The 16,403-nt window shown below is 65.9% G+C and carries 15 protein-coding genes; 5 read left to right on the top strand and 10 right to left on the bottom strand.

The window, feature by feature from the left end; all coding sequences use genetic code 11:
- Positions 1-26: 26 nt before the first annotated feature.
- Positions 27-1,316 (bottom strand): MFS transporter, encoded by a 1,290-nt coding sequence (locus P0W64_RS00305; protein WP_275478049.1) that lies wholly within the window; start codon positions 1,314-1,316, stop codon positions 27-29.
- A 409-nt stretch (positions 1,317-1,725) separates the two neighbouring features.
- Here P0W64_RS00305 and P0W64_RS00300 point away from each other — a divergent pair, with 409 nt between their 5' ends.
- On the top strand, positions 1,726-2,058 hold the full coding sequence (locus P0W64_RS00300) for a hypothetical protein (RefSeq protein WP_275478048.1): 333 nt from the start codon (positions 1,726-1,728) through the stop codon (positions 2,056-2,058).
- 110 nt (positions 2,059-2,168) lie between these two features.
- Here the strand turns inward: P0W64_RS00300 and P0W64_RS00295 are convergent, their stop codons facing one another.
- The 5 genes from P0W64_RS00295 to P0W64_RS00275 form a co-directional block, all read right to left on the bottom strand.
- Positions 2,169-4,418, bottom strand: coding sequence for a bifunctional diguanylate cyclase/phosphodiesterase (locus P0W64_RS00295; protein ID WP_275478047.1), 2,250 nt, complete (start codon positions 4,416-4,418; stop codon positions 2,169-2,171).
- Positions 4,419-4,470: 52 nt separating this feature from the next.
- Positions 4,471-5,355, bottom strand: coding sequence for a sensor domain-containing diguanylate cyclase (locus P0W64_RS00290; RefSeq protein ID WP_275478264.1), 885 nt, complete (start codon positions 5,353-5,355; stop codon positions 4,471-4,473).
- Between the two features lie 302 nt (positions 5,356-5,657).
- Complete coding sequence (locus P0W64_RS00285) at positions 5,658-7,016, bottom strand: MFS transporter (protein WP_275478046.1); 1,359 nt, start codon at positions 7,014-7,016, stop codon at positions 5,658-5,660.
- On the bottom strand, positions 7,013-8,032 hold the full coding sequence (locus P0W64_RS00280) for a 3-hydroxybutyryl-CoA dehydrogenase (protein WP_275478263.1): 1,020 nt from the start codon (positions 8,030-8,032) through the stop codon (positions 7,013-7,015). Before P0W64_RS00280 ends, P0W64_RS00285 begins: the two co-directional genes overlap by 4 nt.
- A gap of 2 nt (positions 8,033-8,034) precedes the next feature.
- Positions 8,035-9,138 (bottom strand): NAD/NADP-dependent octopine/nopaline dehydrogenase family protein, encoded by a 1,104-nt coding sequence (locus P0W64_RS00275; protein WP_275478045.1) that lies wholly within the window; start codon positions 9,136-9,138, stop codon positions 8,035-8,037.
- Between the two features lie 124 nt (positions 9,139-9,262).
- Here P0W64_RS00275 and P0W64_RS00270 point away from each other — a divergent pair, with 124 nt between their 5' ends.
- Positions 9,263-10,267: an Lrp/AsnC family transcriptional regulator gene (locus P0W64_RS00270; RefSeq protein WP_275478044.1), complete on the top strand. Its 1,005-nt coding sequence runs from the start codon at positions 9,263-9,265 to the stop codon at positions 10,265-10,267.
- Positions 10,268-10,290: 23 nt separating this feature from the next.
- Here the strand turns inward: P0W64_RS00270 and P0W64_RS00265 are convergent, their stop codons facing one another.
- On the bottom strand, positions 10,291-10,863 hold the full coding sequence (locus P0W64_RS00265) for a L,D-transpeptidase (protein WP_275478043.1): 573 nt from the start codon (positions 10,861-10,863) through the stop codon (positions 10,291-10,293).
- On the opposite strand from P0W64_RS00265, the gene P0W64_RS00260 reads away from it, so the two are divergent.
- Entirely contained in the window at positions 10,853-11,542 is a 690-nt protein-coding gene (locus P0W64_RS00260) for a hypothetical protein (RefSeq protein WP_275478042.1), read from the top strand. The two genes, P0W64_RS00265 and P0W64_RS00260, sit on opposite strands and share 11 nt — an antisense overlap.
- Before the next feature lie 226 nt (positions 11,543-11,768).
- On the opposite strand, the gene P0W64_RS00255 is transcribed toward P0W64_RS00260, so the two are convergent.
- Complete coding sequence (locus P0W64_RS00255) at positions 11,769-12,482, bottom strand: MspA family porin (protein WP_275478041.1); 714 nt, start codon at positions 12,480-12,482, stop codon at positions 11,769-11,771.
- Positions 12,483-12,555: 73 nt separating this feature from the next.
- Positions 12,556-13,239, bottom strand: a complete 684-nt coding sequence (locus P0W64_RS00250; RefSeq protein ID WP_275478040.1) for an MspA family porin — start codon at positions 13,237-13,239, stop codon at positions 12,556-12,558.
- Between the two features lie 396 nt (positions 13,240-13,635).
- Between P0W64_RS00250 and P0W64_RS00245 the strand changes: the two genes are divergently transcribed.
- Positions 13,636-14,670 (top strand): AraC family transcriptional regulator, encoded by a 1,035-nt coding sequence (locus P0W64_RS00245; RefSeq protein ID WP_275478039.1) that lies wholly within the window; start codon positions 13,636-13,638, stop codon positions 14,668-14,670.
- 86 nt (positions 14,671-14,756) lie between these two features.
- On the opposite strand, the gene P0W64_RS00240 is transcribed toward P0W64_RS00245, so the two are convergent.
- Positions 14,757-15,650, bottom strand: coding sequence for a MerR family transcriptional regulator (locus tag P0W64_RS00240; protein ID WP_275478038.1), 894 nt, complete (start codon positions 15,648-15,650; stop codon positions 14,757-14,759).
- Positions 15,651-15,776: 126 nt separating this feature from the next.
- Here P0W64_RS00240 and P0W64_RS00235 point away from each other — a divergent pair, with 126 nt between their 5' ends.
- Positions 15,777-16,391 carry a TetR/AcrR family transcriptional regulator gene (locus P0W64_RS00235; RefSeq protein WP_275478037.1) on the top strand — a complete coding sequence of 205 codons (615 nt, stop codon included), beginning with the start codon at positions 15,777-15,779 and terminating at the stop codon, positions 16,389-16,391.
- Positions 16,392-16,403: the final 12 nt, after the last annotated feature.

Here is a 16,403-nt window from a genome sequence, read left to right as displayed (position 1 = left end):
CTCATCCGGCGTCACGGGCCACGCATTCACGTCGGGGCGGGACGTTGGCCCGTCGCGACCGAGGTCTCGGCGGTGCCGAACCGAACCCCCTTGCGCTCCTTGCCGATCGCCGTCAGAACGACGACCGCGATCAGCACCGGGACGATCGTCCATGCGAGCGCGAACGGATAGCCGTGCGATTCCGCAAGCCGTTCCTGGATCGGCAGATTGAAGGCGGCGAGACAGTTTCCGAGCTGATAGGTGACGCCGGGATAGAAGCCGCGGATCTCGTCGGGTGACAGTTCGGTCAGATGCGCCGGGATGACACCCCACGCGCCCTGCACCACGACCTGCATCAGGAACGAGCCGAGCGTGATCAGACCGACGGTGTGGGAGTACGCGAAGAGCGGCACGATCGGCAGGCCGATCACGGCGAATGCGATGATCACGACCTTGCGACCGAAGCGTTCCGAGAGGGCGCCCGCGATCGTGCCGCCTATGATCGCACCGATGTTGTAGCCGACCACGATCCACGTCGCATGGGATGCGGTGAGGTGCAGGCCACCGTCGTCCTTCGCTTTGAGGAACGTGGGGTACACGTCTTGCGTTCCGTGGCTCATCCAGTTGAAGGCAGTCATGAGCAGTACCAGGAACACGAAGCGCCGCCAGATCGCGGGGTTGCCGAACACGTCCCGGAAGCCGGTCTGCGTCTGCTTCACCCGCTCCTGCGTCTGCTCCCAGACCTCGGACTCCTTGACGCGCGAACGGATTATCAGGCTGATCGCGGCAGGGACGATCGAGAGCGCGAACATCCACCGCCAATTCAGCCCGAACACGGTGTTGAGCAACAGGAACGCGAGCGACGCCATGAGATAGCCCATCGAGTATCCGCTCTGCAGGATGCCCGAGAAGAATCCGCGGCGGCTCGACGGGATCTTCTCCATCGCCAGAGAAGCGCCCAGGCCCCACTCACCGCCCATGCCGATTCCGTAGAGCATGCGCAGCACCATCAGCACCGTGAAGTTCGGGGCGAACGCGCATAGGAACCCGACGACCGAATAGAACGTAACGTCCACCATCAGCGGGATGCGGCGACCAGCGCGGTCGGCCCACAGACCGAACAGGAACGCCCCGACCGGGCGCATGATGAGTGTCATCGTGGTGATGAACGCCATCCGATCGAGGCTGACGTGGAACTCCTTGGCGATGTCGGCGTAGACGAGCACCACCAGGAAGTAGTCGAACGCGTCCATCGCCCAGCCGAGGTACGCCGCGGCGAACGAATTCTTCTGGTCCGCCGTCAATCTCGGCGATTCCGGCGCCGTCGCAGATGTCACCTCATGCTCCTGCCCGTCGATTCCCGCGGCCTGCGAGTCGATTCTCGCCCCGCGGGTAGTCGTCCGTATGCGATGCGCTTAGTTAGATGATGGGAATTAACGACATATCCCGACCAATACGTTGATTGCGGTCGGCGAGGACGGGACCGCGGTAGCGCGAAGAGTTGTAGCATCGGTGGCAGTGCTGCTCGCACAGCCACCCGAGCCGTCCCGGCGTCCGCGCCGCCACCGACAGCGACCGAGGGCAAGGTCCACTGGATCTGCGACCTGTTCAGCCCTCCCACGGGTGGCGGACGGCGCGGACGCTTCCGCCACGGAATCGGATGGTGAACTCGTGACATCTAATTCGGCTGTGAAGCGCGCCGCGAGGAGCTACGGGCGGCAGCACGGAGTCGGCTATCGTGCCGCATTGCGAATCATCGGTCGGCGCGGAGACGATCGGTTCGAACCGGTCGCCACCCGGATACTCATCGAGGCGATCGAAGGATGCGGCATCCGGCACTGGGCACGTATCGATGCTTGGGACGGCCGCTCCGAAGCGGTCATCACCGACCTCGGAGGTGAGGTGTTCGACCTGAGCATCGCCACCATGACTCCGGCTGTTGTCGACCTCCTCGAACGCGATCCGGAGTGCGACGTGGTCGACATCGACAGCTACCTGGCCGACGAGATCGTGCAGCAATGCCTCTTCGGTCTGGTCCTCTACCGCAGCGAGGTACGCCGACGCCCGACGACCGGATAGCCGCAAGGCACGGAGAGCGCGGCGACCGCCAGCCTGACGGTTCGGCCTGAGGGTGCGGGCGCCCGGCACCGGACCGACCCGCCTCATCCGAGGAAGTCGAAGCACAGCGATCACATATGGTCGGGCGCCCCGGTATCGACGCGCGCGAGTGGACGCCCGTGATACCACCCCTGGGCGTACGTGCATCCGAGGGCCGCGACCTGTTCGTCGAGTTCCGCGTCCTCCACTCCCTCTGCGACCGTGGACAGGCCCAACTGTTGGGCCATGGTCACGATGTTGCGGACGACGACTCTCCGCTTACGCGTCTCCTCGCCACCGCTCGCACGCGCGCGTAACACCGAAACGAACGACTTGTCGATCTTGACGACGCTGATCGGGAACATGCTGAGGTGGTACAGCGCGGAGTAACCGACCCCGAAGTCGTCGAGACATATGGTGATGCCGAGCTCGGCCAGTTCCGAGAGCACGCGTGCGGCGTTCGCCGTGTCCGCGATGAGGGCGGTCTCCGTGAGCTCCACCCACATCGCCTCGGGGGCGAGCCCGTGTCGGTCCAGCGCTCTGGCAAGACGATCGGCGAGCCTCGCATCCAGCAGCTGTCGAGCACTGACATTGACTGTGACGGGAGTCCGCACCGCACGCGTCGCCCCCCACTCAGCGGCGGCGCGCGCAGCGGTGTCGAAGACCCACTCCCCGATGTCCACGATCATCCCCGAGTCCTCGGCGATATCCATGAAGAACTCCGGACCTCGGATGGTGTCGCCATCACGCCATCGCAGGAGAGCTTCATACGCGGCCACGGTCCCGCTGCGCGCATGCACGATCGGCTGATAGTGCAACTCGAATTCGCCCGCCTGCAACCCTTCTCGTAGTCGGGCACTCACCTCCCACCTCCGGATCGCCTCCGCCCGCTGCCGATCGTCGAACTCCACGACGGAGCGGACCCCTCCCCGGCCGGCCGATTCGACGGCGGAATCGGCTTCACGAATCAGCTCCTGCGGCGTGAGCAGGCGATTCCCGAGAGAAGCGACACCCGCTCGCACGGAGAACCCGAGGTTGATGCCGCCGATCGGCAATGTATCCGATAGTTCGTTCACGGTCCGCTCGGCGAACTCCATCGCGCGGTCCGCGGCGCAATCGACACGTACCGCGAACACGTCGAAATCGTGCCGATACAACCTGCCGCTGTCCCCCAACGTCAACCTGATCCGCAAGGCGACGGCGCGCAGGAGCTCATCGCCTGCGGCGTGTCCGTAACATCCGATCACGGTCCTCAATCCATCGATCTTTACGAGGATCAGAGCGGCATCTGCCGCTCCGTCCGCCTGCCGGCCGATGGAACCCGATCCCCTTGCCGCCTCCATGTCCTCGACCATCAGCACCCAGTTGGGCAATCCTGTGAGCTGGTCGTGCATGCTGCGGTAGCGCGCATCGGATGCGCGTGCCTCCAGGTCCCGCAGCGCGCGATCACTCCATGTCAGGATCAGGGCGACGAGCAGCATCGCGGCCAGCAGACGCAGGACCTCGAACGCATTGTCGTCACCCGCGGCGAAACCCGGCGCGACGGCGATGGCGAGCGCGAGCGTGGCGGTCTCGATGACCCGGTACGCCCGTCCCTGCACCGCGACCGTGGCCGTCGCCCGCTCCCCACGGAAGCCGGGGTGAAGTGCGGCCGCCCCGAACAGGGCCATCGCGACGATGGTCAAACCACGGAACAGGAGCGGGATACCGAAGCCGTGCCAGATGCTTGTCGCCAACACCACTGCGGAGCCCACCTGGGCCGCGAAGCCGTATCGCAGCAGTTTGAAGGCACCGTTGCGCCGTGCACCCACCGCCGATGCCTGAACCACGATCACCAGAACCGACGCGTCGACCGCCAACCGCAACGCAGACGCCACCCGAACGTCGGTCAGTGCACTCCATCCTGTGCCGAGCAATACGGCGGCGACAGCCCACACCACCGGCACGACCATCGACGCCACCGCCGGCACCAGCCACGGCGACCTGCTGGACAGCGCACGCATGCGCGCCCACTCCATAACTCCGTAACCCACGGAAACGTGCCCGATCAGAACGATCAACTGGAGCACGAGCGACGCACCGGGACCATGTGGGAAGACCCAGGCGAGCGCCTGCGTGGCCCCGGTGACGGCTATGCCGATCGCGAGCGGCGCGGCGATCCGGACTCGCCGCATATCGATCGTTCGCGCTCCGGCGACGATCGCCGAGCATCCTGACGAGAGGATCATGATCATGATCGCCAGGTCGTCGGCACGCAGGAGTTCGGCAACGCCGGCGAGCGCCACGAATGCCACCAGGTACAGCAACCAACTCGACCGTCGGATCCTGTGCTGCGTCGACATGGTCGTCTCCATTCATCGATCGCCGGCCGGCGCTACCGGGGAAGCCCCCGCCTCATCGCTCGCGACCGCGCAGAACGGCGAGAAGCCGCCGCATCGGCCGGTCGCGGAACTTGTCCCGGTACATCGCATCATCGGCACGTACCAGTGCTGAGTCGATCGTCTCGGCCACCGGCGAGAACTCCGTGGTTCCCACGGAGAGTGGCGGCAGCCCTTCGTCGTCGTTTCTGCGTCGCAGGTCGTCGGAGAGGAATCCGAGATCGCTGCCCCCGGGGATGCAGACGACGAACTCATCGCCCGACCACCGCGCAACCAGCGCATGATCGGGGGCGGCGTGTGCCAATTTCTTCGCCACCGACGCCAGCACGAGGTCTCCCGCAGCGTGCCCGAAACGATCGTTCACGGCCTTGAAGCGATCGATATCGACGAGCACTACCGTGACGCGGAGGTCGCTCGGGTAAGAGGTCCGCAGCGCTCGACGCAGACCGCGCCTGTTCAGCAGGCCAGTGAGTTCGTCGTAGTGGGAGTCACGTTCGAATGCCGATTGTGCTCCCAGTTGCTCGAGCGTGGCGAGCGCGAATAGGCCCTGCTCGGTGGATACCACGGTCTTGCGCACCCGGACCGCTACGACCGAGCCGTCTTTACAGACGACACGACCGAAGGCGGGCGCCCCCTTGCGCACCCCGGCGAGCCACTGCGCCGCCCACCGAGCACTCTCATCCTGCTCGTCCGGGTGTACGACATCGGAGACGGTCATCCCGAGCAACTCGGCGCGCGAATAGCCGAGCATCTCCACGAATGCCTCGTTTGCATCCACGAACCGCCGATCTGCAGAGTGCAACGCCATCGCGCAATCCGCGTGCCGGAACGCTTTCTGGTAGAGCTCCCCACCCAGACTCGAAGTCGGAGTACATCCGGGCGCCCGCCGACCAGCGGCCATCAGAGCAAGCACAGTCGTCATCCAGTCCCGCCGCGCCATCGATCGCACTCCCGTCCCGTCGCAGGCCGCTGATCTCGACCGTCGACCGATTCGAACATTCGAACCGGCACGCGCCGGTATGCTGCCAATTCAATAAGGAATGTTCATTATTGAATAATAGCAGGACCGGAAGGGCCGAGTGCAGCCTCGGAACTTCTATTCGGCGTCCGGGTCCGGCACACCCTCGGGGTGGCTCTTCGACGAAACACGATCTCGTCGAATTCTGGACGGCCGTAGCGCTCGCGGAACGCGGGAGACCGTAGCTATAAGGGCATTCCGAGGCGCTGACGGAAAGGAGTGCGCACAGCGAGCGGCGCACTCTCGGGGGCGGCGACGAGGAACAGCAGACTGACCAACATCAATGCAGCGGCATAGAAGCCGACCGGTACGACACTGTCCGAGACCGCGACTATCCGGTTCGCGACCATCGGTGCGATACCGCCACCCACCACTGCGCCGACCTGGTAACCGATGCCGACGCCGCTGTACCGCTGCCGAACCGGGAACTGCTCGGCGAACATCGTGAACATCGGGCCGTACACGAAGCCCGTCAACGCGAATCCGACACAGATCGCGGCGATACATACCGTCAGTGACCCGTCGACGGCCACCGAGAAGACGACGGGCGCGATCAAGATTGAGGAGACCATGCCGAAACCCACTACCGGCTTGCGACCCAGACGGTCTGACAGCCAACTACTGAGCACCACTGTGACGGCGTGGAAGACGAGCGCAAGGGTGATTCCCATGACCACATCGGAGCGCGCGAAACCACGGCCCGGGGCGGCCTCGGTCAAGAAGGAGAGCATGAAGGTGAAGTAGAGGAACGCACAGCAGTTCTGGCCGACATTGATACCCGCCGTCCGCACCACACCCCACCAGTCGTCACGGAGCACGGCCAGCCCGGAAGGCGCACGCTCGGGTGTTCGAATCGCTCCTGCGAGGTCCGGGTTCGTGAATGCCGGCGTATCCGCGATACGGGTACGCGTCCAGACGCCGATCACCAGCACGACTCCGCCCACCAGGAATGGGATACGCCATCCCCACGCGATGATCTCGTTCATGGGGAGCAGTAGGACCAACGCGAAGGCGAGGTTCGCCAGGATCGCACCGACCGGTGACCCGAGAGTGACGAAGCACCCGTACAACCCGCGCCTGTGCGGAGGGGCGTGTTCGGCGGTCAGGGTCACAGCGCCGCCGATCTCGCCACCCCGCGAGATCCCGTGGACCATCCGAAGGAATATCAGAATGATCGGCGCCGCGATACCGATGGAACGCGAGTCGGGCACCAACCCCATCGCCAGTGTTGCGCCACCCATCATGATGAAGGCCGTCGTCAGTGCAGCGCGCCTGCCGAACCGATCACCGAAGTGACCGAACAACGCCGCCCCGGCCGGTGCCATGACGAACCCGATGGCGAATGTCGCGAAACCGAGGAAAGTGCCCAGCCACGGGTCTCGGACGTCGAAATACACCTTGTTGAAGACCAGTGCCGTGGCCGTGCCATAGATGGCGAAGTCGTAGAACTCGAGAACGGTGCCCACCCCGGCGGCGACTGCAATCCTGGTCGGGCGCTCGGACGAACGTCCTGAGCCACAGGAGAACTCGTCGACCGATGTCATGATCGTGCCCCACTCGGGACGGCGCGGCGTGGCGTGTCGCGTATGGGGAGCGAGGCGTATCCGTGCAGGTTCCCGGTAGCCGCCAAGACCTCGACGAACTTCGCCGTCCGCTCGGCACGGTAACCGTCCGCGGCCGATGGCGAGATGGCGTAGAAGCCCGCTCCATCCTCAACTCCCCGTCGATGGGCCGCCATCTTCCTCTCCACGAGTTCGGCCGGGGCGAAGCGCTCGCCGAGCTCGTTCTGCAGGTAGCGGGACGCGTGATACAAGGTGTCACAACCGCCCCAGTCGATGAACTCGAGCAAACCGAGTACCGCGAATCGCGAACCGAAGCCGATGCGCACGGCACGGTCGATCTCTTCGGCACTGGCGACCCCCTCGTCGACCATGCGCGCCGCCTCGTTCATCACGAGCGCTTGCAACCGCGGGACGATGTATCCGTGGGAGGCAGCACACACCACGGGGCTCTTGCCGATCGACGCGAGGAGTGCACAGGCCGCGGACAACACCGAGCCGTCGGTGCGCGCACTCGGGCTGACCTCGACGAGCGGCATCAGGTCAGCGGGATTGAGCCAGTGCGCGTTCAGGAGTCGGTGCGGCCGGGAAAGGCAGTCCGCCAGGTGATCCACCAGGAACGTCGACGTCGTGGACGCGATCGGGACGTCCGCCCCCGCGGTCGACTCGATCCAACGCAGCGCGGCACGCTTGGCATCCATCACCTCCGGCACCGCCTCGAAGACCATCTGCGCGGACGCCATCAGCGATGCCGCGCCCGACCGGTCCACCACTCGGACGCGGTCGCGCACCTCGGGAAGGTCGGACCGGTCCAGCAGTCCCAGCTCCACTTTGAGGTCGAGCGCCCGGTCGACCGTGCTTCGAACGGACTCCCGATACGCGATGGCTGCATCCCCGCGGTCCGGTAGGTCGACCACGACGACGTCGACTCGCCCGAACGCGAGGGCCGTAGCTATACCCCGGCCCATACGGCCGGCTCCTACCACTGCGACCGAATCCATGGTCACGACGCGAATCCTTCGCGGAGGATGCGCACCATGGCGTCGCGATCGAGCTCCGCAAGTCCCAGCGCCTCCAGAGTCCTGCCGCCGGCAGACGCAGGTCGGCCGGTGATCGCCGTTGCGATCGCCAGCAGACCGGTCGCGATCGGCATGGGGACCTGCGCCCATCGACCGAGGGAGACCAGCAGCGCGAGACCGACCTCCACATCCTCGCGCATGTACCGGTGGCTGTGCAGATCGATCTTCTCTCGCCAATCTCCGCTGTCGGTGAGCTTCTCATGCGCGGCATTGCCGTACATCCACTCGTCGCCGTCGGCGGAGTAATGATCCGCGAGGGGGAAATGCGGTGCGCTATAGCCGAGCGCTGTCCGAACGGCGATGCGCTCGGCATCGAGCCCGCTCGTCACCCTGCGGATCGAGTCCTGCGTCCCCTCGTTATGGATATCCCACGCCGCGAAGTGTTCCAGGGGAGCCGCATTCATCAGTATCAGCGGTGGATGGATGATCGGCCCCGCATTCATCAGAGCCGCACTCATGGCATCCTCGACGGGTTCGACCGGGTATATCCGTCCAAGTAGTGCCAGCGCCCATTCACTGTCTCGGGCGGGCAGGACACCGGTCGGCAACCGTGTCGCGTGACCACTGATCACGACACGGGTACCTTCGTCGTGTTTGCGGGCGAGATACGGCAGGGTGCCGGTCTCCGCGACCGCGATCTTCGCGGAGTTCCCCACCGCGGCCAGGGCGCGTGCGAATACCACGGTTCCGAGGCTGCCCGGTGGCAGATATACGACCTGACCGTCGACGAGATGAGGTGCCATTCTCTGCGCCAGGTCTTCGTGGGCGAATGCGGGTACCGGCGCGATCACGATCTCCGCCCCGGCGACAGCGCGCCCCAGTTCCGTCTCTATCGCTATGCCCTGGGCGGTTCCGACGGGCACCGTGCGGGCGCCCCGGTGGTCGTCCACGGTCAGTCCGCCCGACGCGAGCAGCAACGCGAACTCGTCGCCGTTGCGACGCCACCATGTGACCTGGTGTCCCTTCTCGAACATATCCGCCGCCGCCGCGTACGAGCCGTGGCCTCCGCCGATCACTGTGATTCGCATGTCCTACTCTCCTCTGCTCACTCGGCATCCGCCGAGCAGTGCCTGACGCTAGGGAACGGCGCCACACGGCATCGCGCTTGTCGAGAAGTGCTCTTCCGGAGCCTCTTTCGTGCAGAATTGTGACGTGCCAGACGCCGTTGACTTCCGAATCGTTCACGCTCTGCAGGCAGCGGCGAGGGCGCCCTGGGATGTGGTCGGTCAGGTCGCCGGCGTCAGCGGACCCACCGCCGCGAGGCGCTGGGAACGACTGCGGCGGGACGGACTGGCGTGGATCGTCACCTATCCGGGTGCGACCTTCCTGAATACACAATGCACCGCATTCGTCGAGGTCCAGATCCACTCCGGAGCGATAGATCTCGTGGCGACATTGGCGCGCGACGGGAAAGTGGCGACCATTCAGCGCGTCGCCGGCGACAGCGATCTCTTGCTGACGGTGATGACTTCCGACCTCGACACCCTGGGCGACTGGGTTCAGGAGCTCGCTGCATCTCCGAAGGTCGCACGCACGCGCACGCGGGTGGTGATGCAGGTATTCGGCGAAAGTGAACGATGGCGGGTCTCGGCACTCGGCGACGAGGACGAGTCGGTATTAGCCCGCTACCGCGCCCGTCACCGTCCTATGAGTCACTCGCCGGACGACGCCGACCTGGCGCTCATCGCCCATCTTGCTCTCGACGGCCGGCGCTCCGCCGTCGATCTTGCTGCGGACAGCGGATTGAGCGCCCCTACCGTCCGCCGCCGACTCGAGTCATTGGTCGCCGAACGCATACTCTCCATTCGATGCGAAGTCGCGCACGTCCTCGGCGGCTGGCCCGTAACGGCGAACCTGTGGGCACGGGTACGGCCCCAGGCGCTCACGCATCTGATGGACGCACTCGCGGAATTCCCCCAGATCCGCGTGTGCTGCGAAGTCACGGGCACCGCGAACATCCTGATGACCGTGTGGCTGCGCAGGATCGGCGAACTGCCGATTCTGGAGTCCGACCTGGAGACGGTCGTGCCCGGCTTCATCGTCGTGGATCGAGCTGTCACCTTCGATACGCCGAAAAGACTGGGGTCGCTCCTCGACCGTTCAGGGAGATGCACAGACTTCCATCCCCTGGAACTGCTCACGGCCGAGTCGGTATGACGCGGGCCGAAGCGTCTGCGCACTCACGTCCCCGGGGTGTAAGTTCCTCCGCTCGTCCCTATCACTTCGACGGTGGAGCCGATCGGCATCTCGTCGTAGACGTAGCGACCGTCGGCCGTGCTCACGTTGATGCACCCATGGCTGACATTCGTCCTTCCCTGGTACATCACCGACCAGGGTGCGGCGTGAATGAAGATCCCATCCCAGGAGAGCCTCGTCGCGTACTCGACGGGGGTTCTGTAGCCTTCCGGAGAATCGACAGGGACTCCGAACGTCGACGAGTCCATAACCATCGAACGGAATTTCTGCATCGTGTGATAGATGCCGTTGGGCGTGGGATGTTTACGATTCCCCATGGCGATCGGAATCACCCGAACGACCGATGCTCCATGCCAGATGGTCATCATATGCGTGGAATCGTCGGCGCGGGCGGACCATCCGGTCGGGCTCGGCACCGGCGGTGCCGCTGCGGCAGCGACACCGCCGGCGTGTACAGCCGGGACGAATGCGACGATCGCGGCGAGGAATATCGAACAGAAGGATGGACGCGGAGTCGCGCTCGTCATCGGGATGATCCCATCATCGATGGTGGCCACGGTCGTCACCGACCGGCGTCAGAACAGTCGCCCGATATTGCCGAGGCCGAGCCCCGAGGACGCCGAGTTCGCCGAGGCCGCGGCGGCCGCCGCCGCGGCCGCCGCATCGCTGGTGCTGCTGCTCGCGGACGTGCCTGTCGCACTGCCGGCAGGAAAATGCGATCCTCCGCTGTCTATCGAGCCGACCGGCCTCGTGGCGGCGGACCTGCTGTCGCTCGTCGCCGCAGATGTCGTCGAACCGGCCTGCGAGCCGGCGGCAGCGTTCGATCCCGGCGAGGACGACGACGTGTTGCTCGACGCCGATGACGAGGCGGCGTTGCTCGACGCTCGGTTGGCAGAGCCGGTCGACCCGTTCGACCTGGCCGTACTGTTCGACGAGCCGTTGTCGCCGGCGTTGCGCGCGGGAGCGGATCTGGGCGCGGCACGATTCACATCGCTAGAAGACGATCCCTGCGCGCGGGATGCCGACGAACCTGGATTCGATGAATTCGATCTCGCACCGCTTCCGGTCGCTCCCTGCGACGAGCCCGACGCTCGGCTATGGGAACCCGCCGACGAGCTCGATGCACCGGCCGCTCCAGTTCCCCCGCCGGCACCATTGGTCCCGCTACTGTGCCGCGGACCGGCGGCCGCTGGGTTGTCCGGGTCGAGACCACCCGTAGGGATACCGCCGGCGTGAGCGGTTCCCACGCCCAGCCAGACCGAACCGAGCATGACCGCCGCTACCGCCGGCCCCACCATGCGAGTCCTCGATACCGACGCCGGAGATTGGCTGTGCCGCCAAGTACGCTGCCACGAAGTCATGACCTTGCCTTCCGTTCTTTGTTCTGCTCGAGTGGTTATCCGGGTCTTACGAGGTGGAGGCGGGACGGTCGCGGCTGACCGGGAGCGAACGCCGGTCGCCGTCAGCCGAGGGTGAAGGGCTTACCCCAGAGCACCGCGGTGCCCTCGGCGTTGCCCACCTGGCCGGTCACGTAGGCGTAGAAGCGCGCCTGCGCGTAGCCGGCGCAGCCGTCCGTGCCGATGGTGGTGTCGGACCAGCTCAGCGAGCCGGAATCGCCGTCGAAGCCGAACGACTGGGACGGCGCCTGCCAGCCGTTACCGCCGCCGGTGGACGGGCTGAACTCAGCGCCCGCCTTGGGCCACTTAGGCTTGTCGAGGGTCAGCGCCTGGGTGCCGATCGTGCCGGCCGAGAGGTTGATCTCCCCGCCGGTCGTGCCGGCCACGGACGGCGAGAGGGTCGGCGACGTCCCGATCGTGACTCCCGAGTTGCCCGCCGCGCCGAGACTGATGCCGGTCTTGCCGACGGCGACCTGGCAGCCGACGACATAGCCGGCCTGGATCGAGCCGTTACCCGGCTCCTTACCCTTGATCGTCGCACGCACAGTGCCGGACACCCACGCATTGCGAGTGGTCGGCAACGCCACCATGCCCGGCGACAACTTCGCCGACTGACCGGTCGCAACGATCGTGATCGCGCCGGAACCGACGCGCTGGGTGACCTTGCCATTGGGCAGGGGAATGAACGTATCGGCCTGGGCCGTACCGGCCGCCACGCACGCGAGAGCGGTGCCGGCCGCCGCAGCAGCGACAGAGCCGCGGATGAGCGTCTTCTTCATGGGTCTCCTCTATCGGGTGGTGCGCCCGCACAACACGACACGGGCGAAAGATCTTTCGTCGTCGGGCTGTAGATCAGCCGAGGCTGAACGGCTTGCCGTACAGGTAGCCCTCGACACGGTTGCTGCCCTTGAGCTCCACCCACGTCACGACACGGGCCTGCGCGTACCCGCTGCAGTTGCCGTAGTTCACGTCGTAGTCCTTCACCGACACCGAATACGTGCCGTCCTTCTTGATCGCGATGTTGTCCAACACCGACGCCCACGGGTACTGCCCGGCATTGCCGGTGACACCCGAGGTGGTACCGGGCGACAACGGAATCGACAGGCCACCGTTCACACCACCCAGCGACACACCCGCCGACGGGGTTCCTCCACCGAGCAGGTTGCCGGTACCGGCATTAGCGCCGGGGCCGGTCACGCCGAGCGACACACCGATCGCGCCCGGGAACTGGCACCCCGACATCAGCGACAGGTTCAGCGTGCCGTTCACATCCTTACCGGCACCCTTGACATCCACCCAACCGGTCGACGTCACCCAGGTGGTGCGCGTCTGCGCCGTCGCCAGCGAAGGCAGGATCTTCGCGTGATTGTTCGTCGAACGCAACGTCACACTGAACTTGCCCGCCGTCGCGACCTTCCTCGTACCGTTCGGCAGCGGCACGTACACATCCGCATGCGCCACACCCGCCGTCGATGCCATCGCCGCGGCCACCACGATGCTGCTCACCGCGGCACGCGCCACTCGTCGTGCCCTCATCGAATTCCTCCATCCTGGTAGCGATCCCGGTCGTGTACGACCGGAACGCGACCTCCTCACGCGATTCTCGAAAGCAAATTTATGAGAGGCAGGCCACCGTGCGCTATCCCCTAAGCGACAGGTCTTATCCGGCTAGCGACGGCTGGCATAGGCACCTGCTTAAGAGGACGCTGATGGCGCCCGTAGGGGCTCGCAGAGCAATACTGGAGGTCAGAGAGGTCTCATGTAAGAGAATCGTACGATTGGTAACAAATCAGACATTTGGATGGATTGCATCACTCGTTTCTGTTTACACTTCACTGGCCTGAATTCCAGAAGGTGCCGCAGCCCGCTCGGCGCGAGCCTGCCGCAGTGCGATCCGATGCGGATCCGTGCCAGCTAGTGACGGGAGACGCGATGTCGGATACCACGGCACCCACGCCGCTTGTCGGGCACGAACGACTGCACGGCGCCGACATCCCGGAATTCCAGCGCACGGTGTCGGATCTGCTCGCCCCGCACCGGTTGCGCCGCAGGCGCACCGCTGAGGAGTTCGTCGGCGACGTCAGAGCGGCGCGTGTCGCGGACCTCGACCTCGTGTATCTGTCGCAGGGCGCAGCGGTCGACGTGCAGCTCCTCGAGCCCGTGGACTACTACGACGTCATCGTGCCCGTGATCGGTACCAGCAGCATCGCCGTCGACACCGACGATGCAAGCGACGGCACCGCGATCGGTCTACACAACGCAGCGATCCTCAGCCCCGGTATGCGCGCGAACATCCGCATGCACAGCGACGCCGCACACCTCCACATTCGGATCGGCACAGCGACGATGACCAGGCGCCTCTCATCGCTCCTGGGGCGCCCTGTCGAATCGGTGCCGGTGTTCGATGTCTCCCTGGGGCTCTCCACCCCCGCGGCCGCGTCGTGGAGCCGGCTACTTCGAAACGGTCTCGACGACCTCGACTCGGGAGTGCTCTCACATCCGTTGTCATCGGCCAGCTGGCGGGACCACCTCCTGACGGGCCTATTGGTCGGGCACCGCAACAGCTGCACCGAACAGCTGGATCGCACTGCGGCACAGCCCGGTTCGAGTCGCATCATCGCAGAGGTCCTCGGCTTCTGCGAAGCCAACATCGCCGCGCGGATCACATTGGCCGATCTCGCAGAATACGCCGGTACGACCGAACGCTCCCTGCAGCGTCTCTTCCGCGATCAATTGAACTCGTCGCCTATGCGAAGCCTTCAGGAGATGCGCCTGTCCAAGGTCCATGAGGAACTTCGCCTCCTCGATCACCACGCCGCCACGCCGTCCGTTACCGACGTGGCGTGGCGGTGGGGGTTCACCCACCTGTCGCGGTTCGCCGCCGCCTACCGTGCACGGTACGGCGAGAACCCGTCGGAGACACTGCGATCCTCGGTCCGGCAGCGAACGGGCGACGAAACACCCTGATCTGCTGCGCTCCCGCCGAGTGCATGCCGACAGCCGGTGCGGCGGGTATCCGGGTCCCGCCGCACCGCTCCGACAATGCCTCGGCCTCACGCAGAATGCGCGCGGAGCGCAGCGATCGCCCACTCGGCGCTGGCCACGGAGAACGTCGACTCGCGTGGCGGCCACCCGTTGAGTAGGCCCAGCAGCGCCCAGTAACGCTCGACCCGACGGTCACTGAACGTCGCCATCTGCTCCGCCAGAGCCGCGCGATCCGTGCCCGCAGGCACGATGCCGTCGAGAATCGTGGCGGCTTCAGCGGAATCCGGGGCCAGGCCCCGCGCCTCCGCGGCCGCTGCAGGCTCGAGGTCCACCATCACCGGCGCCTCGGTCCGGGCACCCTCGACCGCCATCTGACGGCAGCGGGCGCGGAAACCGGGATCGGCGACCAGCGCCGCCAACTCGATCCATGCCTCCACCTGCGCCGTAGTCGGCTCGTCCGGCAGCTCTGCCGGCATCGATCGCATACCGTTCGCGATATGCGCTCCGGGGGCATCGGCCGGAATGCCCGCGAAGGCCTCGTCGACGAACTCGTCGATCACTCGCTGCCGTTCCGCCGCGGAGACGTTCGCCATCTCGTTCATGATTCTCAACTCCTCTGTCGTGCTTCCACTTCGTGCAACCGCCCGGAGCACGGCGCGCCGCGTGCGCAACGTGCGGATCTCGGCGTCGAGGGCCAGCGCGTGCGCCGCGGCGACGTCGGCAAGGGTCTCCTGCCGGGCCAACACCTCGCGCACCGTAGGCAACCCGATGCCGAGCTCACGCAACGTCCGCACGAGATCCAGGCGCGCGGCAGCCTCGGCGTCGAAGAGCCGGTAGCCACCCGCGGTACGCTCCCGGACCGGCACCAGGCCCTCGTCGGCCCAGAACCTGACCGTCTTCACGCTCACGCCGGTGCGCCCGGCGAGGTCTCCGATGCTGAACAGTTCGTCTCGGTCGGTCACGACTACAGCGTGCAGTCTCCCGCCGCTGGAGAGTCAACACACCGGTCCCGCCGGATCTACGGTGCTGATCCCAAGGACATGCGAAGATCGAGTAATGTCCCATTTCCTCTCCTACAATCTGGACTCGTGACACGTCCAGGCGCCGCGCTCCCAGAGCTACTGAACAGGGCATTCGAGCAACGAGCAGCGGTATCGGACCAGGATGCCGACGTACTGCGGGCCGCGCTCGCGGTTCTGCGGCGCAAGGGGACTCGCAACGTGACGGTCGACGCCATCGCCGCTGAGGCCGGTCTCAGCCGGATGACGGTGTTCCGCCGATTCGGCGCCAAGGACTCGATCCTCGAGGCCGCGGTGAGGTGGGCCGTGGAGCGACTCCTGGCCGAGATCACGGAGGTGCTCGAGACGATCGAGGACACGGCCGAGCGGACCGTCGAGGTATTTGTGCGGTGCTGCCGGTACGGCCACACGCTACTGCTCGCCTCGCATCCCGACGACCGGGTCGCGCTGTTCACCGGCGAGGAGGATTCGCTGATCGACCTCGGGGTCCAGTTCGGGATGTACCAGATGACCACCCGACAGAATCGTGACGAGGACCCCGAGGACACCCGTATGCGCGCCGACGCCTTGGTCCGCCTGACGCTCGCGTGCCTCATCGAGGAGCCCTCACCGTTCGACCTCACCGACGAGCTGGCGGCACGGCGCTACGCCCGCATCGCGCTCGTGCCCATCGCGACCTCCTGAGTGCCCGACCGG

Source organism: Tsukamurella sp. 8F (assembly GCF_029167375.1).
Classification (GTDB): domain Bacteria; phylum Actinomycetota; class Actinomycetes; order Mycobacteriales; family Mycobacteriaceae; genus Tsukamurella.
The sequence above is the reverse complement of the archived record's forward strand: the minus strand, read 5'-3'. Positions and strand labels throughout refer to the sequence as shown.